Source organism: Microbacterium sp. Nx66 (genome assembly GCF_904066215.1).
GTDB lineage: Bacteria > Actinomycetota > Actinomycetes > Actinomycetales > Microbacteriaceae > Microbacterium > Microbacterium meiriae.
The window spans coordinates 907,288-926,080 of record NZ_LR880474.1 but is presented as its reverse complement, the minus strand read 5'-3'; the positions used below and the strand labels follow the sequence as shown (position 1 = coordinate 926,080).

Here is an 18,793-nt window from a genome sequence, read left to right as displayed (position 1 = left end):
CGTGGGTCAGGCGCGGAAGACGGCGACGCCGAGGTCGGGGTGGTCGACGAAGACGCCGTCCACGCCCTGCCGCGCGATCACGGCCCACTCGGCCTCGTAGTCCCCGAACGCGCTCTTGCCTCCCGGTCCGCGGTGCGGCGCCGCGAGGAAGGTGTTCTCCGGCCGACAGGTCCAGGTGAAGACGGTCAGACCGCGGGCATGGGCGTCGGCCACCAGCGTCGTCCCCGGCACGAGGAGCATCTTCTTGTCGACGCTGATCCCGTCGACCCGCCCGACCAGACGGTCGAGGTTCTCGGGCACCACCGTCTCCGGGTAACTCAGGGCGGTTGCTCCCTCCGCGACGAGGAGATCGTACGGCTGTCCCGCCGCCTCGATGAGGTAGACGAAGCTCGCGTCGACGCCCTCGGCACGGAGCTGTCGGAGCACGGTCGATTCGAAGCTCTCCACGATGAGCGGCAGCTCCCCCGCCGCCCACCGCGCATCCCGCAGCTCCTGCGCGATGAGGGGCGCGAGGTCGAGCCCGATGCTCGCGAAGTGGGTGGCGTGTTTGACCTCGAGCACGACGCCGATCTCCCGCCCCTGAGCGGCCGCGGCCGCCCGCACCAGGTCGAGCACGTCGCGCAGACGCAGGATCGGCTCCGCGCCGTCGAAGGAGGCGCTGGACGACCGGATCTTCGGCAGCCGCTCCCGGCACCGCAGCGTGGACAGTTCCTCCCAGGTGAAGTCCTCGGTGAACCAGCCGGTCAGCGCGGCGCCGTCCACGCGCCTCGTCGTCCGGCGGTCGGCGAACTCCGGGTGATCGGCGACGTCGGTGGTGCCGGAGATCTCGTTCTCGTGCCGCACGACAAGGACGCCGTCCTTGGTGGCGACCACATCCGGCTCGACGGCGTCGACCCCCATCGCGAGGGCGAGCTCGTAGGACGAGCGGGTGTGCTCGGGGCGGTAGCCGGGAGCGCCGCGATGCCCGATGACGAGCGGGGATTTGCTGGGCACGCTCACAGCGTAAGGCACCCCGGGAGTGTCGCCGCCCGGGTATCGTGGAGGAAAGCGACCTACGACCCCCCTTTGGAGTGAGGCCCACCTGATGAGCAACTTCGCCTTCAACAATCCTGCTTTCCAGCAGCAGGACCCGCGCAACGTCGCGACCTACCCGGGTGCCCCCCAGGGTGCGCAGGGCGCACAGGCCGCGTCGCTCCAGCACGGTGCGATGGATGCCGCCGCCAACGCGCAGCTCGAGGGCATGTACGCCGCCCCCGCGGCCGGCGCCCTCGAGACCGACCGAATGTCCGTCGAGGACACCGTGTGGAAGACCGCCGGCCTGTTCGGCATCCTCCTCGTCACCGCCGCCGTCGGCTGGGTGCTGACGCTCGGCGGCCTCGACGTGCCGCGGTACGACCCGTACAACCCCGCCGCCGTCAACGTGCTGCCCTGGGCCCTCGGGGCGCTCGGCGGCTTCGTGCTGGCGATGGTCATCACCTTCACCTCGCGCAAGAAGGTCCGCCCCGCGCTGATCTTCGCCTACGCGGCCTTCGAGGGCCTCTTCATCGGCGGCATCTCGGCGTTCTTCGAGGTCCGCTGGCCCGGCATCGTCTTCCAGGCAACGCTCGCGACCGTCTCGGTCGTCGGCGTGACCCTCGCCCTCTTCGCGAGCGGCAAGATCCGCGCCTCGAAGAAGGCGACCAAGATCTTCATGATCGCGATGATCGGCTACCTGGTCTTCTCGCTCCTGAACCTCGTCCTCATGTGGACCGGGATCAACGACAACGCGTTCGGTCTGTTCAGCGCCGAGATCATGGGCATCCCGCTCGGCCTCATCATCGGCGTCCTCGTCGTGATCATGGCGGCCTACTCGCTGGTGCTCGACTTCGACCAGATCCAGCAGGGCGTGCGCAACGGCGCTCCCCGCAAGTACGGCTGGCTCGGCGGCTTCGGCATCATGGTCACGGTCGTCTGGCTCTACGTCGAGATCCTGCGGATCATCGCGATCGCCCGCGGCAACAACTGACGCGATACGGCACCACGAAAGGCCCGTCTCCCTGCGGAGGCGGGCCTTTGCCATATCCGGGACGGTGCGCGCAAGGGGTTGGCACGCGGTCCGGCGACCCGCCACAGTGGATACCACGAAGCCCCGGCACCCCGGGGCTCCTGACCCAAGGAGCTGACCATGAGTTTTCTCGGCTTTCTTCTTCTCGGCCTCATCGCCGGAGCCATCGCGAAGCTGATCCTGCCCGGCAAGCAGGGCGGCGGATGGTTCATCACCCTGCTGCTCGGCGTCGTCGGCGCCCTGCTCGGCGGCTGGCTCGGCAGCCTGATCCTCAACCGTCCGCTCACGGAGTTCTGGGACCTCGGCACCTGGCTCCTGGCCATCGGCGGTTCGATCATCGTGCTGCTGATCTACGGCCTCATCGCGGGCCGCAGCCAGCGGGTCAACGACTGACGCAGACCCCACTCGACGCGCTCCGCGTCACCCACGCCCGTCCCTCACGGCTGCGAGAGCATCCGTGAGGGGCGGGTCTTTTTCGTGCCGCTGCCGGTCAGCCCTCGGCTCCACGTGCCTTGCGCTCCAGGAGTCGGCGTTCGCGGTCGTTGCCGGCCAGCCCTGCGGCCACCGCGAACTCGCTGCGCGCCTCACTCTCCCTGCCGAGCCGACGCAGCAGCTCGCCGCGCGTGGCCGGGAGGAGATGGTATCCGCGCAGCACCCCGGACGCGCTCAGCTCATCGAGCAGCCGTAGGGCGGAGGCGGGCCCGGTCGCCATGGCCACGGCGGCCGCGCGGTTCAGCTCCACCACCGGAGACGGGGTGAGCCGGCCCAGCGCCTCGTAGAGCACGACGATGCGATCCCAGTCCGTCTCCTCCACGGACGGCGCGACGGCATGGCACTCGGCGATGGCTGCCTGCAGACCGTACGCCCCGCGACCGCGGCCGAGTCCGTCCGCCGTCGCCAGAGCCGCTCTCCCCCGCGCGATCCGGCTGCGGTCCCAGCGTCCGCGGTCCTGATCGGCGAGCAGCACCGGGTCCCCGTTCCGGTCGGTACGCGCCGGGAAGCGGGCGGCCGTGAGCTCCAGGAGCGCGAGCAGACCGTGCACCTCCGGCTCCCGAGGCTGCAGCGCGGCGAGCACCCTGGCGAGCCGGATGGCCTCGTCGCTCAGCTCCGGCCGCATCCACTCCGGACCGCTGCTGGCTGCGTGCGCCTCGTTGAAGATGAGGTAGAGCACCCCGAGGACCGCACCGAGCCGCGCCGGATGCTCGTCCCGCGGTGGCACCTCGAACGGCGCGTGCGCGGCCGCCAGCGTCTTCTTCGCGCGCACGATCCGCTGCTGCACCGTGGCTGTGGGAATGAGGAAGGCGCGGGCGATCTCCCCGGTCGACAGACCGCCGACGACCCGCAACGTCAGGGCGACCTGCGCCTCCCGCGAGAGCACCGGGTGGCACGCGATGAAGAGGAGGCGCAGCACGCCGTCGTCCACCGCGTCCGGATCCCACGGCAGGTCCGGCACCTGCGCCTGCTCCTGTTCGAGCTCGTGCGCGATCAGAGCGAGACGATCGTCCAGCCGCTCGCGGCGGCGCCACCCGTCCACCGCCTTCCGCTTCGCCACGGCCGTGAGCCACGCCGCGGCGTTGCGCGGGATCCCTTCGACGGGCCACTGCCGCAGCGCGACGACCAGGGCCTCCTGCGCGAGATCCTCCGCCAGGCCGAAGTCGCCGACCATCCGCGTCAGCGTGCCGACGATGCGCGCGGACTCGATGCGCCACACCGCTGCGACAGCCCGCTCGGCCGCCTCCTGCGCAGAGGCGGCCGAGGTGGTCCCCGGGTCCGAGGAGCCGTCCATCAGCGGAGGGGCCTCACGCCTGCTCGGTACGGCGAGCCTGCTCCTCCCGCCAGCCCGCCTCCTTCTCGATCCACTCGTTGTCGGCGGGGAAGTCTTCGGGGCCGGTCACCCGGCGCACCTCGAGGAACGACCCCGGCCCCAGCGGCGCCCGGCTCGCCCACTCGGCGGCCTCCTCGCGCGAAGAGACCTTGATGATCCAGAAGCCGTTGAAGAGCTCCTTCGTCTCCCCGTAGGGGCCGTCCGTGAGGAGCGGCTTCTCGGCGCTGAAGTCGACGACGAAGCCCTCCGCCGCGTCGGTCAGGCCCTCCCCGGCGACGAGGACGCCCGCCTTCATCATCGACTCGTTGTATCGGCCCATGGCCTCGATGACCTGCTCGAAGGGCATCTCCTGATAGGCCGCCACCGCGTCGTCGGTCGCGCGCATGATGAGCATGAACTTCATGATGTTCTCCTTGTTCCGAAGGGCCGTTCCTCGACCCTCTCATCACAGACGTCGAACGGGAACAGCGGAGATCGACATCGGGGTGGGACTTCTTTCGTTGACTTCTCGAGGACGCACTGAAGACATAGAGTTTCAGTTCACACCCTTTCAATGGAAATTGTTTTCCAGATCGGACGAGACTCGATGAAGAGACGCATCGCGGCCACCGCCGCTGCCGCCCTGCTCCTGCTGGCGTTCCCCACCACCGCCGGAGCGGCCCCCGACGAGGAGCCGTTGACCCGGTACGTCAAGGACACCTCCGGTGCCTATGGCTACAGCACGGAGCCCGTGTACACCTATCCGGGATCCGGAGAGCAGGTCGCCATCCCCACGACGCTGACGCCGGAGAACCGCCGCTTCTCCAGCGCCTGGGTCGGCACGATCGGCAACCTGAACTTCGGCAAGCCCACGGATGCGGCGGACTTCGACGCCCGCTACGCGACGGTGCTCGACGACTTCGCCTCCTGGAACATGAACGCCGTGATCTTCCAGGTGCGTCCGCTGCTGGACGCCTACTACCCCTCGGCGCTCAACCCGTGGTCCGAGTTCCTCACCGGCACCCAGGGCGCCGATCCCGGGTACGACCCGCTGCAGCGCATGGTGGAGGCCACGCACGCGCGCGGCATGGAGTTCCACGCCTGGCTGAACCCCTACCGTGTGACCAACACAAAGATGACGTCTCCCGCGATCCTCACCGCACTCGGGCTCACCGCGGACGAGGTGAAGGCGCTCTCGATCCCGCAGTACATCGCGGCGCTCAACGACGCCGGCATCCTCGCCGACGACAACTTCGCTGTGCAGCACCCCGACTGGGTGCTGTCGTTCGAGGAGAAGCTGTTCCTGGACCCGGGCCAGCCCGAGGTCCCCGCGTACGTCGCGGCCACCGTCGCCGAGATCACGGAGAACTACGACGTCGACGCCATCCACTTCGACGACTACTTCTACCCGTACCGGATCACCGTCGACGGCCAGAACGTGTTCTTCGGCGCGCAGGGCGAGGACCGCGCGACCTTCGAGGAGTTCGGCCTCACGGCGGGCTACCCCGACACCGTGGACGGCATCGAGGCGTGGCGGCGCGACAACATCACGGGTCTCATCACCCTCGTCGACGACGCGATCGCTGCCGGCAACGCGGCCCGCGGCACCGCCGTGCAGCTCGGCATCAGCCCGTTCGGGATCTGGGAGCACGAGGCGCTGGACCCGGCCGGATCCCACACGCCGACCAGCTCGTCGCAGACGTACAGCCAGGCGGTCTTCGCCGACACCCGCGGGTGGGTCCAGGACGAGCTGATCGACTACATCGTGCCGCAGATCTACTGGAGCTTCGACCAGGCCGCCGCCCCCTACGGGGAGCTCGCGCAGTGGTGGAGCGACGTGGCCGCCGGCAGCCGCACCCAGGTGTACGTGGGGCACGCGCTCTACAAGCACGTGAACAACGGCGGCTGGGAGCAGGCCTGGATGAACCCGGAGGAGGTGCCGAACCAGATCCGGTACAACCAGAAGCTCGACGGCATCGAGGGCAGCGTCCTGTTCAGCTACAACGACATGAAGCCCAGCGATCTGAGCTCTCTCCCCGCCGATCAGCAGCCCAAACACCAGGCCAAGAACACCGCGATCGAGCTCCTCGAGGGCGAGGCCTTCGCCCACCCCACGCTCGTTCCGGCCAAGCCCTGGCTCTCGGACGGACAGGTGGCCACCCCGGCGGCCCCCGAGGTCATCGACGGCGAGCTCCGCTGGCAAGCCGGGGACGCGCAGGAGGCCCGCCAGTATGCGATCTATCGCGGAACCGGTGATCCAGCGCAGATCGTCGCCACGCCGGGCGCGCTGGTGGACACGGTCTGGGCAGGCGGCGCGGCGTCGTTCCGCTTCCCCCTCCCCGCCGACGATGCCCCCACCGCCGCGCGCGCTGCGACGGAGACCTGGGTGGTGACCGCGCTGGATGCCGCCGCCGTCGAGAGTGCGCCGGTGGCTGTCGCCGTGGACGAGCCGGTGGACCCGACCGACCCGGGGACTCCGACGGATCCGACCGGACCGACGGACCCCGGCAGCCCGTCGAACCCGGGCGCTGCGGGTGAGGACGGCGTCACGGCACCCGGGGGCGGGGCCACGCGTGGCGAGCGCGGTGATCTCGCGGCGACGGGTGGCGACGCCCCCATCGTCGCTCTGGTGCTGGGCGGCCTGCTACTGGCCGCCGGCGCCGTCACCACGGTCGTGGCCGCACACGGGCGCCGCACGCGATGACGCCATCGACCGCCGGGGGGCCGCTCGCGACCTCCCGGCGGTCGCGACGGTCGCGTTCAGCGGCGCCGGGACGGAGCCTGCACGACGGCGGCGATGGTCGTGGCCAGCGCCTCCATCGAGCGCTCGGGACTCCACGCCGCCGCGACGGCCGGCGCCTCGGCACGCAGCGCCGCCAGACGGTCCTGGTCGGTCAGCAGCTCCCGGAGCGCCTCCCCCAGCGCCTCCACGTCGCCCGCGGGGACGAGAACCCCGCCGCCCGCACCGAGAACGTCGCGGATGCCGTACCGCACGTCGTAGGACACCACGGGGGTGCCGTGCAGGAGGGCCTCGACGATGCCCAGCGGCTGCCCTTCGAACGCCGTGGAGGTGACGAGCACGGATGCCCGATCGAGAACGGTGGCCGGATCCGCGGTGTAGCCGCAGAGACGCACGCGGTCCGCGGCGTCGAGCTCGGCGATCAGTGCCGCCAGCCGCTCCTGCTCTGCTCCCGTGCCCCAGATCTCCATCCGGGAGCCCGGCACGTCCGCCTCGATGAAGGCACGGATGGAATGGTCGATGCGCTTGCCGGCGGCGAGGCGCCCCAGCACGACCACGAGGCCCTCCTCGCGCAGGTCGTCACGGCGCTCGACCGGCGCGATGGGGTTCGGCACCACGACATGGTTGGCGGCCTCACCGAACCGCGCCACGACGTCGTCCCGCTGCGTGGCCGTCGGCCAGATGACCGCGTCGAAGCGGTCGGCCAGCCGGAACCAGCGAGTCCAGAGCGTGTTGAGGGTCGCGTCGGGCGTGTAGGGCGCCTCCACGTGCATGGTGTGGATGGGGTGCAGGATGCGGACGCGCGGGTCGACCCAATCGGCGATCAGCTCACCGAGCTGGCGGGACTCGCAGATCACGACGATCGGACGGTCCCCCACCGCCGCGGTGACGTGCCCGAGCCAGGCACCGTAGAGTCCGCGGAAACCGTGCAGCGCACCGACGACCACGCCGGCGCCGTCGTACACCAGCACCGGTTCATCCGTCAGGTGCCAGTCGGGGTTGCCCGGGATCACCGGGAGCGCCGCGAAGGGGCGCCCCTCGGGGTCCGCGAGCACCCGGTACTCCACGTCGGGGTCGGCCGCCACCGCAGCGTCGGCCGCGTCTCGCAGCCAGGAGGCGGCTCCGCCCTCCGGCGCGACCGCCTCGTCGAAGAGGTTCCGCAGGCGATCGCGGGCGGTGAGCGCGCCGCGCTCGGTGAACACGCGACGGTGCTCGGCGTGCTCGGCCGCCGTCCCCGGGTCGAAGGTCAGCAGCTGCGGACCCGCGCCCTCCCCCGCCCCTGCGGCGGCCAACAGCCGGGCGCGCGCGAGCGTGGCGATCGTGTACCCGCCGTCCAGCCCCGGGATCAGGCGGCTGGACAGCACCAGGTACTCGGCGTCCGGGAGGACAGGCGCCGAGACCGGGGGCATCGTGCCCCCTACTCCCACTCGATCGTCCCCGGCGGCTTCGACGTGACGTCGAGCACGACGCGGTTGACGTCACGGACGCCGTTCGTGATCCGGTTCGAGATCTTCGACAGCACGTCGTACGGCAGGCGCGTCCAGTCGGCCGTCATGGCGTCCTCGCTGGAGACCGGACGCAGCACGATCGGGTGCCCGTAGGTGCGGCCGTCCCCCTGCACGCCCACCGAGCGCACGTCGGCGAGGAGCACGACGGGGCACTGCCAGATCTCCTGATCGAGGCCGGCCTTGGTCAGCTCCTCGCGGGCGATGGCGTCGGCCTCACGCAGAATCTCGAGACGGTCAGCGGTGACCTCACCGATGATCCGGATGCCGAGGCCGGGCCCCGGAAACGGCTGGCGGCCGACGATCGCCTCGGGGATGCCGAGCTCGCGACCGATCGCGCGGACCTCGTCCTTGAAGAGGGCCCGCAGCGGCTCGATGAGCTCGAAATCGAGGTCGTCCGGCAGCCCGCCCACGTTGTGGTGCGATTTGATGTTGGCGGTGCCCGCACCGCCACCCGACTCCACGACGTCCGGGTAGAGCGTGCCCTGCACGAGGAACTTCACCGGGGCGCCGCCGTCGGCCTTCGCCTCCTCGACGAGGTCGAGCTGCACCTTCTCGAACGCCCGGATGAACTCGCGCCCGATGATCTTGCGCTTCTCCTCCGGATCGGTCACGCCCTGGAGGTGACCGAGGAAGGTCTCGGCGGCGTCGACCGTGATGAGCCGCACGCCGGTGGACTCGACGTAGTCCTTCTCGACCTGCTCGCGCTCGCCCTTGCGGAGGAGGCCGTGGTCGACGAAGACCGCGGTGAGCTGGTCGCCGATCGCCTTGTGCACGAGGGCGGTCGACACGGCGGAGTCCACGCCGCCGGACAGCGCCGAGATGACCCGGGCGTCGCCGACCTGCTCGCGGATGCGCTCGACCTGCTCGGCGATCACGTTGTCGGGGTTCCAGTCGGATGCCAGACCGGCACCCTTGTGGAGGAAGTTCTCGAGCACACGCTGACCGTGGTCGGAGTGCTTGACCTCGGGGTGCCACTGCACGCCGTAGAAACCGCGCTCCTCGTTCGCGAAGGCGGCGACCTTCGTGGCCTCCGTCGTCGCGAGCACCTCGAAGCCCTCCGGGGCCTTCGCGACCTGGTCGCCGTGACTCATCCACACGTTCTGCTGGGTCGGCTGCCCGCTGAGCAGCGTGCCGCCGTCACCGGAGATGACGGCATCGGTCGCGCCGTACTCGCGGAGGCCGGTGTGCGCGACCTCGCCGCCGAGGGTCTGGGCCATGTACTGGAAGCCGTAGCAGATGCCGAGCGTGGGGACGCCGAGGTCGAAGACCGACGGGTCGAGCTTCGGCGCACCCTCCTCGTACACCGACGACGGACCACCGGAGAGGATGATGGCGACGGGGTTCTTCGCGGCGATCTCCTCCGCGGTGGCGGTGTGCGGCACGATCTCGCTGTAGACCCCGGCCTCGCGCACGCGGCGGGCGATGAGCTGCGCGTACTGGGCGCCGAAGTCGACGACGAGCGCGGGGCGCTGCTGGGTCTCGGACTGTTCGGTCAACGGACACCTTCCGGGGCGATCGCGGAGGCCTCGGCGGCCTCCCTGGTGGCGAGATAGGTCTTGACTTCACGGGCGACGACCGCCTCCATGAAGAACGACAGCAGCGGCACGACGCCGCCGAGCGCGAGCAGGATGAACCGCGGGAACCGCCAGCGCATCAGACTCCACATGCGGAAGCACGCGAAGAGGTAGACGACGTAGAACCAGCCGTGGGCGACGAGGATGAACAGCGAGATGTTGAAGCCGTCCCCGAGGGAGGTCATCTCGCAGGAGTTCGTCCACGGCGCGAACAGCGACCACCACTGGCAGTCCGGTCCGGCGATGACGCCGGCGAACCAGAGCGGGCCGCCCGACCCTCCGGCGAAGAGCTCGAGGTGGATCGGCGTGTACTTCAGCACCATCTCGGCGAGCAGCAGGAGCAGCATGACTCCCGTGATGATCGACGCGATCTGGTAGAACTTCAGCGCACCGCGGATCGCCGGAAAGCTGGCGACTTTCGGTTCGGGCATGCCCCCAGTCTAGTCGGCGGGGCGCGCCACCCCGACCCCGCGGAAACGACGGAGGCCGCCGGGTCGCCCCGACGGCCTCCGCCACGTCATCCGCCGATCGGCGTCAGAACCATCCGGTCAGGAGGTCCCACAGCCAGTCGACGATGTCCTTGATGATCCCGCCGATACCGCCGGCGCGGTTGACGGTGACCATGGCCGTGGCCTCGTCCCCGTCCGCCTGCGCCACCGCGACGGTGTACTTCCCGGGCTGGGCGTTCTTCGGCACCGTCACCGAGGTGCTGAACGTGCCGTCCTGACGGACCTGCACCGTGCCGACCTCGACGCCCTGGCCCTTCTTCGGGCGGAGCTCCACCGTCACGGTCTCGCCGGGCTGGTAGCCCTCGCCGGTGATCACGAGCTTCTTGCCCGCGGCCACCTTCGAGGAGCCGAGCGCGATGGTCCCCGCGAACTCCTCCTCGCCGGCGATCGTGAACGGCACCTGCACCGTGGTGCCCGTCGCCGGGACCTCGACCGTGAGCTGCTGCTCGCCGAACACCCCGGACGGCACCGTGAAGGTGAGGGTGGCGCGCCCGCCCTCGTCCGTGGTGTCCACGATGGTCGGGTCGACCGTGCCAGCCGCGAGCTGCGTGTCACCGAGCGACAGGGTGACCGCTCCCGGAGCCGCCTCGCCCCCGCTGAAGGCCAGCGAGGAGAGGGAGACGGTCACCTGGTCGCCCGCGCGGTAGCCGTCGGCGTCTGCCGGGCTGACCGTCACGCCGACCGCACGCTGGGCGAGGTCGGGCGAGGCCGTCTTGTTCGCGTCGAACCAGTCGACCATGGACTGCAGGTCGATCTTGCCGGTGTCCCGCTTGCCCGCGCCCTCCTTGAAGGTGGCGAAGTTGTCGCCGCCCGCAGCGAGGAAGGAGTTCGCCGCCACCGTGTACTCCCCGTTCGGGTCGATCGCAGTGCCGTTCAGCGTGATCGAGGTGATCCGCGAACCCGCGGCCGCCGTCGGGTCGTAGGTGTAGACCAGCCCCTCGGAGACGCCGAGCTTGAGGAACGGTCGCGCCGATCCGGCCGGCTGCCACTGCTCCTCCAGCACGCCCTTCAGCTGCGTGCCGGTGAGGGTCAGCGTGACCAGCGTGTTGGCGAACGGCTGGACGGTCGCCGCCTCCCGGTAGGTGACGTTGCCGTTCGGATCGTCGGCGTTGCTCGACGCGTAGGTCAGGTTGGCACGGATGCCGCCCGGGTTCATGAGAGCGATGTCCGCACCCGTGGACCACTTCTGCACGTCGGCGACGAAGTTGCCGATGGTGGACTCGCCACCGCGGTTCTCCGAGCCGTTGGTCTGCCGCGCACGGTTGAAGTCGGCGGTGATGTCGCCGACCTTCACGGCGCCCAGCACGTCGGCCTCCGCCTTCGCCTTGTCGACGATCGCCTGCACCTCCGGCACCGCCGGGTACAGCGGCTTGCCCGCAGCCGTGAGGGGCTTGATCTCGTTGGTGATCGAGAGCAGCTCCTTCGTCTTCGGGTCGACCTGGATGTTCATGAGGCCGAGGTTCTCGCCGTACTGCCCCGCCGAGACGACCGGCCGGCCATCGATGACGTGGTTGTAGGCGAGGTGCGTGTGCGCCGAGACGATCGCGTCCACGTCGTCGTCGACCCCGTAGACGATCTCGCCCAGCGGCGAGTCCTCGGTGATCGCGGACAGCGCGGTGCTCTCCGCGCCTTCGTGCACGAGCAGGATCACCACGTCCGCCTCGCCGTTGGCGGGGTCCCCGTCGCGCAGGTCGTCGGCCACGGCGTTCACGGAGTCGACGATGCTGCGCACCTCGAGATCAGCGATGCCCTCGGGCGAGACGAGCGAGTCGAGGTCTTCCGTGACGGCGCCCACGAATCCGACGCGCACGCCGTCGAGCTCCTTGACCCAGGCCGGGGCCAACGCGGGCTCACCGGTCTCGGTGAGGAAGACGTTCGAGGAGATGTACTCCCAGTCCGCGCGCTCCTGCACCCGGTCGCGCAGGTCTTCCCAGCCCTGGTCGAACTCGTGGTTGCCCGCCGCGCTCACGTCCAGACCGGCGGCGTTGAGCGCGTCGATCGTGGGGTTGTCGTCGTTGATGAACGAGGTGAACGTCGACGCCCCGATCAGGTCGCCGGCTCCGGCGAAGATCGTGTTCGGGTTCGCCGCACGGAACTGCTGCACCGCGCCGGCGAGCACGGCAGCTCCCGCCGCCGCCCCGTCCGCCTCGATACGGCCGTGGAAGTCGTTCACCGTCACCACGTCGATGCTCACCGGCGGGATCTCCGAGGAGACGCCGACGAGGATCGGGTCGTGATCGCTGGACCGGTAGGGGGTGCCCTCCTCGGCGGCGCCGAACGCATAGCCGCGGTCGCTCCACTCGGGGGAGTTGATTCCCCATACACCGGCGCCCGTGATCGACGGGACGAGCGAGGGCGAGGCGATCACGTGGTCGAGCGAGCCGAGCTCGCCGTCGAACGTGTAGGTGTACTGACCTGCGGCCTTGTCGGCGGCGACGTCGCTCCACCCCTGCGAGGTGAAGACGTCGATCGGGTCTTCCTGCCCGTAGGCGTTGAAGTCGCCGATCAGCAGCATGTCGCTGCTGCTGCTGCTCTCGGCCAGCTCGTCGGTGAAGTCGAGGACGGCCTGCGCCTGCTTCACCCGGTCGGCGTTGAAGAAGCCCTGACCGTCGGCGGGCTCGGCCCCGGCGCCCTGCGGCGGGGACTTCGACTTCAGGTGGTTGGCGACGACGGTGACGACGCGGCCGTCGATGTCGAACGCCTGGGCGATCGGCTCGCGGGCGTTGCCCCACACGGACTCGTCGGTGACGGTGGCGCTGTCGCCCACCGTGCTCACGGCGTCCTTCTTGAAGATGATCGCGTTGGTGATGTAGTCCGTGGTCGCCGGGTCCTGCAGAGCCTCGGGCGTGCGCACGTAGTCCCACACGTCGGAGCCCGCGTCGGCGTTGAGGCCGGCGACGAGGTCCTTCAGGGCGGTGTCGACGGGCTTGCCCAGCTTGACCGAGTTCTCGATCTCCATCAGCGCCACGATCTCCGCGTCGAGGCCGTTGATGGCCGAGACGATCTTGGACTTCTGGATCGCGAACTGGGCCGCGTTCGCCGCGCCGCGGGCGTCGGCGTTCTCGCTCTTCAGCGTCGTGAAGTAGTTGTAGACGTTGAACGACGCCACCTGCGCATCACCGCCCACCTCCGGGGCCTCCGCGGGGCGCGGGTTCGTCGCCTCGAAGGTGACCTTGCGCTCCGCGGGGGAGGCGTCGTCGATCGGGACCACCGGCTGCAGACGCCAGTCGTCGAAGCCCCACTGGAGCACGTAGCCGTTGGACCCGAAGTCGACGGTGTCGCCGTTGCGGACCACCGTGTCCTCCGTGAAGTACGGCTGCTGGCCCGGGTGGCCGTTGTTGGTCACCTGGATGGACCAGGCGTCGTCGAGCAGGATGCGGTTGGCGCGGTTCTCGGCCGCGATGGCGGCCGCGTCGGCCCCGGGACGCGTGGTCTCGGTGCTCTTGACGTTGAGGTCGTCGCCGGCGTTCAGCCACAGCGCCCCGTAGTTGTAGAGCTGGTGGCTCGACGCGAGCCGGTACGTGCCGGTCGGGGCGACGTACATGTTCTCGTACTGCTCGCGGTCGGCACCGCGGACGGTGTCGGGGAGCGGTGTGAGCGCGGGCACGCCCACGCCGGCCGTGACCACCGAGACGTCCGCGACCGCGGCAGGGGCGATCTGGGTCTGACCGTAGTACTCGCTCACCGTGCCGGTCACCGAGACGAGGTCGCCGATCTCGAGCGTGGGCGCGAGCGCGTTCAGGAACACGAACACGCCGTCCGAGGCGCCCGGGGTCGCGTCGGTCTCGCCGCCCGAGCCCTGCGTCTGGATCACGATGCCCTTGTAGCCGCCGGTCCGGTGGTCCGCCGTGACGACGCCCTCGACGCGGACGCGCTGTCCGGCGAGCGGCGAGACGGCGCCGGTGCCCTGGACCTCCGCGATGGTGGCGGCCTTCGGCTCCGTCCCCGGCTCCTCGCCCGGGTCGGTGCCGGGATCCGTGCCGCCGGAGTTCTGCGGGGTGATGGCCGCCGACAGTGCGAAGTCGGCCTTGTTGTCGTCCGCGTCCGCACCGTCCGTGCGATTCAGCGACCGGACGTCGGTGTTGCTGGTGGGGGCGGTGGCCGCCGCCGTCTCGAAGGTGTTCGAGGTGCCGTAGCCGAGGAGGTCGATCACCCCGTCCACGCCGACCGTCGAGCCGGGGGTGAGAGTCACCGCCGCGGTGCCCTCGACGAGCGCCAGGGTGCCGTTGGTGCCGCTCGGGCTCAGCGTCGTGGTGGCATCGGGAGTGGGCAGCGCGGCGCCGTTGGTGCCGTTGCTGTTCGCCTGCACGAGGAAGTAGCCGCCCGCCGGGATCGTCCCCTTCAGCGGTGCGACGCCGTTGAAGGCGCCGGTCCCGGCCGCGGAGCGGTACTGCAGGGACATGCCGTCGAGCGTGACGGGCGCCGCCGTCGGGTTGTAGAGCTCCACGAACTTGTTCGTGAACGCCGCCCCGGCGCTGCCGCCGGACAGATAGGCCTCGTTGATCACCACCCCGGTGCCCTCGGTGTTCGCCGATGCGGGCGCGGCCACCAGCGAGCCGAGGCTCAGGGCGGCGACGCACGTCGCGGCGAGAGCGCCCACGCGCCCTCGGATTCTGCGGTGCGAGACGGGGGTCAGGGTCTCCCCGTGCTCAGGAGCGGACATCATCGGTGCTGTCTCCTCGATCGTGTTCCGGCGCTGCTCAGGACGCTGTCATCGCACACATCGGGAACTCCCAGCGTGCGCACATGGAGCGAGCATACGGAGCGGTTCGGACATCCTCAACGGAGTTTTCCCATTGGTCATCCAGCGCTCACCGAATGGCCGCGACGCCCCCTGACGAAGGTTCACACGGAGCCGTCTGGACGCGCAGAAGCGCAGCATCAGACGCGCGGATGCGCAGCCGGTGTCAGACGGCCGCTGACCCCTCGGCGTCCTCGAACTCCTCCACCTCGCGCTCCCAGGCGTCCTTCGCCAGGCGGTACCAGAGGTAGAACGCGAAGCCCGCGAAGATGACCCACTCGGCGGCATAGAAGACGTTGAGCCAGTTGACCGGGGACTGCTCCTCCGGCGCGGGCGAGGCGATGTCGTCGAGCCCTGCCGTGGCGGTCGTGGAGGCGAGATACGGACGGTAGACGTCGAGCTGCTCGATGTCGTGCCAGCGGCTCAACAGAGCGGCCGGGGACATCCGGTCCATCTGCTCCGGATCGGAGCGCGGAGGCACCGACGGACCCTCATCCGAGATGACGCGACCGGCGACCTCGACCACGCCGCCGTCCGCCTCGGCTTCCAGGCGCTCCACGGCGGCGTCGGCGGCCTCGCGATCCGGCGCCCAGCCGATGGCGACCGCCAGCGAGACGCGCTCGTCGACCCGGAGCTGTCCGGTGACCCAGTACCCCTCGGCGCCGTCGTTGAAGCGGCTGCCCACGACGAGGAAGTCCCCGGGGACCCAGACGCCCTCCGTCTCCACGCGCTGCCCGACGAGGGGCTCGGGGAGGTACTCCCCCGGCTGCACGACCTCGTCCAGCGGCCGGACCTGCTCGGTCGCCCCCGGCGCCGGTGGATCGGTCTCGATCGCCCGCTCCAGCTGCCATTGGCCGAGCCAGGCGAACACCCCGGCGACGACGAGGCACAGCAGCAGCATCGCGATCCAGCGTCCCCGCAGCATGACCTCACGAAGGGTCGGCGGGAAGGGAGCAGGTGCGGTCACGGTGATGCGGAGACCTCAGGCCTCGTACGGGGCCAGCACGACCTCCACCCGCTGGAACTCCTTGAGATCGGAGTACCCGGTGGTGGCCATCGACTTGCGCAGCGCGCCGATGAGGTTCGCGGTGCCGTCGGCGACCGGCGCCGGACCGTAGAGGATCTCCTCCAGCGTGCCGATCCCGCCGACCTCGACGCGTCGTCCGCGGGGCAGCTTCGGGTGGTGCGCCTCGGGGCCCCAGTGGAATCCCTGGCCGGGAGCGTCCGTCGCGCGAGCCAGGGCGACCCCGAGCATGACGGCGTCTGCGCCCATGGCGAGCGCCTTCACGATGTCGCCGGAGGTGCCGACGCCGCCGTCGGCGATCACGTGGACATAGCGCCCGCCGGACTCGTCGAGGTAGTCACGGCGAGCCGCGGCCACATCGGACACCGCGGTGGCCATGGGCGCGTGGATGCCGAGGGTGGCCCGGGTGGTGGACGCCGCGCCGCCGCCGAAGCCCACGAGCACGCCGGCGGCACCGGTGCGCATGAGGTGCAGGGCCGCCGTGTAGGTCGCGGCTCCGCCCACGATCACCGGCACGTCGAGGTCGTAGATGAACTTCTTGAGGTTCAGCGGCTCCGCCACGCTCGACACGTGCTCGGCGGAGACGGTCGTGCCCCGGATGACGAACAGGTCGACGCCGGCCGCGGCGACGGTGTCGTAGAACTCCTGCGTGCGCTGCGGGGTGAGGGAGCCGGCGACGGTGACGCCGGCTTCGCGGATCTCGGCGAGTCGGCGGGTGATGAGCTCGGGCTTGATGGGCTCCGAGTAGAGCTCCTGCATGCGCACGGTCGCGCGGTCCACCGCGAGGCCGGCGATCTCGGCGAGAAGCGGCTCCGGGTCCTCGTACCGGGTCCAGAGCCCCTCGAGGTCGAGCACCCCCAGGCCGCCGAGCTGCCCGAGCATGATCGCGGTGCGCGGGCTGACGACCGAGTCCATCGGCGCCCCGAGCACCGGGATCTCGAAGCCGAAGGCGTCGATCGTCCATGCGGTGGACACGTCCTCGGGGTTCCGCGTGCGCCGCGAGGGCACCACCGCGATGTCGTCGAACGTGTACGCGCGACGCGCGCGCTTTCCTCGGCCGAGCTCGATCTCCATGGTCACCCGTCCAGCCTACCCGGCGCCCGGCGGCCTCCGCGGCGGTCAGCGTGCACGCGCCACCCGCCGCTCGTCCCAGACCGGCTCGTCGGATTCGTAGACCTCGCCGTCCGTGCCGAACACGAGGAACCGGTCGAAGGAGCGAGCGAACCATCGGTCGTGGGTGACCGCGACCACGGTGCCCTCGAAGCGTCCGAGCGCCTCCTCCAGCGCCTCGGCCGACTCCAGGTCGAGGTTGTCGGTGGGCTCGTCGAGGAGGAGGAGGGTCGCGCCGGACAGCTCGAGCTGGAGCACCTGGAACCGCGCCTGCTGTCCGCCGGAGAGCGACTCGAACGCCTGCTGGGCCTGGCGGACGAGGCCGTACCTGTCCAGGGCCGAGCTCGCCGCGTCCCGGGGCATGCCGTCGCGGAGGTCGTCCCCCCGATGCAGGATCTCCAGCAGCGTGCGGCCGACGAACTCCGGGTGCGCGTGGGTCTGCGCGAAGAGCCCCGGCACCACGCGGGCGCCCAGCACCGCGCGTCCGGTGTGCTCGACGGGGCGGAGGTCCTCCGCGACCGCGGTCACATGTCCCAGGGACGGATCCGGGTCGGTGCCACCGCGGGCCAGCAGTCGCAGGAAGTGCGATTTGCCTGAGCCGTTCGACCCGAGCACGCCCACCCGGTCGCCGTACCAGATCTCGGTGTCGAAGGGCCGCATGAGACCGGTCAGCTCGAGTCGGTCAGCCACGACCGCCCGCTTCCCGGTCCTGGCCCCGCGGAGGCGCATGTCGAACTCCTGCGCCGGGGGCCGCTCCTCGGGCGGGCCCGCCTCCTCGAACTTCCGCAGTCGCGTCTGCGCCGCCTGATACCGGGACGCGAAGCCGTCGTTCGCGGACGCCTTGACCTTGAGGTTCGCCACCAGGATGCGGAGCTTCTCATGCTGCTCGTCCCACCGCCGGCGCAGCTCGTCGAGCCGGTCCATCCGATCGGCGCGCGCCTGATGGTAGGTCGCGAAGCTCCCGCCGTGCACCCAGGCGGTCGACCCCGCCGCACCGGGTTCCAGCGTGATCAGCCGATCGGCGGCTCTGGCGAGGAGCTCGCGGTCGTGCGACACCAGCAGCACGGTCTTGTCCGTGGCGCGCAGCCGCTCCTCGAGCCACCGCTTGGTCGGCACGTCGAGGTAGTTGTCCGGCTCGTCGAGCAGGAGCACCTCATCGGGGCCACGGAGCAGCGCCTCCAGGGCGAGCCGTTTCTGCTCTCCGCCGGAGAGGGAGGTGAGCTCGCGGTACCGTGCCCGCTCGAACGGCACGCCGAGCGCTGCCACGGTGCACTGATCCCACACGGTCTCGTGCTCGTATCCGCCGGCGTCCGCGTACTCGGCGATGGCGGAGGCGTAGGCCATCTGGGTGTCGTGCTCGTCGCGATCGATGAGGGCGTTCTCCGCGGCCTCCAGCGCCTCCGCGGCGGCACGGAGGCGGGTGGGAGCCACCCGCACGAGCAGCTCGTGCACGGTCTGGCCCGGCTCGCCGTGCCCGACGAACTGGTCCATGACGCCGAGTCCGCCGTCGATGGTCACCACCCCGTCGTCGGCCGGCTGCTCGCCGCGGATGATCCGCAGCAGCGTCGTCTTCCCCGCCCCGTTCGGCCCGATCAGAGCGCTGGTCGAGCCCGCCCCGACCCGGAACGACACCTCGTCGAGAAGCGGTCTGCCGTCGGGAAGCGTCAGTGAGATCCCGGATGCGTCGATGTACCCCACAGGCGTGGCCGTCCTTCCGCCCGCGGACAGCGAGCCGACCA

General features: G+C 70.5%; 13 protein-coding genes. 3 read left to right on the top strand and 10 right to left on the bottom strand.

What is annotated here, in order from left to right; translation table 11 throughout:
• Window positions 1–6: 6 nt before the first annotated feature.
• Window positions 7–993, bottom strand: a complete 987-nt coding sequence (locus MICNX66_RS04395) for a glycerophosphodiester phosphodiesterase family protein (RefSeq protein ID WP_187663446.1) — start codon at window positions 991–993, stop codon at window positions 7–9.
• 91 nt (window positions 994–1,084) lie between these two features.
• Here MICNX66_RS04395 and MICNX66_RS04390 point away from each other — a divergent pair, with 91 nt between their 5' ends.
• Together MICNX66_RS04390 and MICNX66_RS04385 are read left to right on the top strand one after the other, a co-directional pair.
• The gene (locus MICNX66_RS04390) at window positions 1,085–2,005 is read left to right on the top strand and encodes a Bax inhibitor-1/YccA family protein (RefSeq protein ID WP_187663445.1); all 921 of its coding nucleotides are present in this window, start codon (window positions 1,085–1,087) and stop codon (window positions 2,003–2,005) included.
• Between the two features lie 159 nt (window positions 2,006–2,164).
• The gene (locus MICNX66_RS04385) at window positions 2,165–2,437 is read left to right on the top strand and encodes a GlsB/YeaQ/YmgE family stress response membrane protein (protein ID WP_187663444.1); all 273 of its coding nucleotides are present in this window, start codon (window positions 2,165–2,167) and stop codon (window positions 2,435–2,437) included.
• Between the two features lie 97 nt (window positions 2,438–2,534).
• Here the strand turns inward: MICNX66_RS04385 and MICNX66_RS04380 are convergent, their stop codons facing one another.
• Together MICNX66_RS04380 and MICNX66_RS04375 are read right to left on the bottom strand one after the other, a co-directional pair.
• Window positions 2,535–3,830 carry an RNA polymerase sigma factor gene (locus MICNX66_RS04380; protein WP_187663443.1) on the bottom strand — a complete coding sequence of 432 codons (1,296 nt, stop codon included), beginning with the start codon at window positions 3,828–3,830 and terminating at the stop codon, window positions 2,535–2,537.
• Between the two features lie 13 nt (window positions 3,831–3,843).
• Window positions 3,844–4,272 carry a YciI family protein gene (locus tag MICNX66_RS04375; RefSeq protein ID WP_187663442.1) on the bottom strand — a complete coding sequence of 143 codons (429 nt, stop codon included), beginning with the start codon at window positions 4,270–4,272 and terminating at the stop codon, window positions 3,844–3,846.
• Window positions 4,273–4,455: 183 nt separating this feature from the next.
• Between MICNX66_RS04375 and MICNX66_RS04370 the strand changes: the two genes are divergently transcribed.
• A complete protein-coding gene (locus tag MICNX66_RS04370) occupies window positions 4,456–6,552 on the top strand; it encodes a glycoside hydrolase family 10 protein (RefSeq protein WP_187663441.1) in 2,097 nt (698 codons plus the stop codon).
• A gap of 56 nt (window positions 6,553–6,608) precedes the next feature.
• On the opposite strand, the gene MICNX66_RS04365 is transcribed toward MICNX66_RS04370, so the two are convergent.
• The 7 genes from MICNX66_RS04365 to MICNX66_RS04335 form a co-directional block, all read right to left on the bottom strand.
• Entirely contained in the window at window positions 6,609–7,997 is a 1,389-nt protein-coding gene (locus MICNX66_RS04365) for a glycosyltransferase (protein WP_187663440.1), read from the bottom strand.
• A gap of 8 nt (window positions 7,998–8,005) precedes the next feature.
• Window positions 8,006–9,592, bottom strand: a complete 1,587-nt coding sequence (guaA, locus tag MICNX66_RS04360) for a glutamine-hydrolyzing GMP synthase (protein WP_187663439.1) — start codon at window positions 9,590–9,592, stop codon at window positions 8,006–8,008.
• On the bottom strand, window positions 9,589–10,101 hold the full coding sequence (locus tag MICNX66_RS04355) for a DUF3817 domain-containing protein (protein ID WP_060922041.1): 513 nt from the start codon (window positions 10,099–10,101) through the stop codon (window positions 9,589–9,591). The genes guaA and MICNX66_RS04355 overlap by 4 nt, the downstream gene beginning before the upstream one ends.
• A 103-nt stretch (window positions 10,102–10,204) precedes the next feature.
• Window positions 10,205–14,779, bottom strand: a complete 4,575-nt coding sequence (locus MICNX66_RS04350; protein WP_232089189.1) for an ExeM/NucH family extracellular endonuclease — start codon at window positions 14,777–14,779, stop codon at window positions 10,205–10,207.
• A 307-nt stretch (window positions 14,780–15,086) separates the two neighbouring features.
• The gene (locus tag MICNX66_RS04345) at window positions 15,087–15,845 is read right to left on the bottom strand and encodes an SURF1 family protein (RefSeq protein ID WP_187664106.1); all 759 of its coding nucleotides are present in this window, start codon (window positions 15,843–15,845) and stop codon (window positions 15,087–15,089) included.
• 57 nt (window positions 15,846–15,902) lie between these two features.
• The gene (locus MICNX66_RS04340) at window positions 15,903–17,018 is read right to left on the bottom strand and encodes a GuaB3 family IMP dehydrogenase-related protein (protein WP_187664105.1); all 1,116 of its coding nucleotides are present in this window, start codon (window positions 17,016–17,018) and stop codon (window positions 15,903–15,905) included.
• A gap of 45 nt (window positions 17,019–17,063) precedes the next feature.
• Entirely contained in the window at window positions 17,064–18,752 is a 1,689-nt protein-coding gene (locus MICNX66_RS04335) for an ABC-F family ATP-binding cassette domain-containing protein (protein ID WP_187663437.1), read from the bottom strand.
• Window positions 18,753–18,793: the final 41 nt, after the last annotated feature.

Excerpts from the sequence above, each read along its gene's own strand:
- MICNX66_RS04390 (WP_187663445.1), top strand. The coding sequence starts at position 1,085 with ATGAGCAACTTCGCCTTCAACAATCCTGCTTTCCAGCAGCAGGACCCG.
- MICNX66_RS04345 (WP_187664106.1), bottom strand. The coding sequence starts at position 15,845 with ATGCTGCGGGGACGCTGGATCGCGATGCTGCTGCTGTGCCTCGTCGTC.
- MICNX66_RS04340 (WP_187664105.1), bottom strand. The coding sequence starts at position 17,018 with ATGGAGATCGAGCTCGGCCGAGGAAAGCGCGCGCGTCGCGCGTACACG.
- MICNX66_RS04375 (WP_187663442.1), bottom strand. The coding sequence starts at position 4,272 with ATGAAGTTCATGCTCATCATGCGCGCGACCGACGACGCGGTGGCGGCC.
- MICNX66_RS04385 (WP_187663444.1), top strand. The coding sequence starts at position 2,165 with ATGAGTTTTCTCGGCTTTCTTCTTCTCGGCCTCATCGCCGGAGCCATC.
- MICNX66_RS04365 (WP_187663440.1), bottom strand. The coding sequence starts at position 7,997 with ATGCCCCCGGTCTCGGCGCCTGTCCTCCCGGACGCCGAGTACCTGGTG.
- MICNX66_RS04370 (WP_187663441.1), top strand. The coding sequence starts at position 4,456 with ATGAAGAGACGCATCGCGGCCACCGCCGCTGCCGCCCTGCTCCTGCTG.
- MICNX66_RS04380 (WP_187663443.1), bottom strand. The coding sequence starts at position 3,830 with ATGGACGGCTCCTCGGACCCGGGGACCACCTCGGCCGCCTCTGCGCAG.
- MICNX66_RS04355 (WP_060922041.1), bottom strand. The coding sequence starts at position 10,101 with ATGCCCGAACCGAAAGTCGCCAGCTTTCCGGCGATCCGCGGTGCGCTG.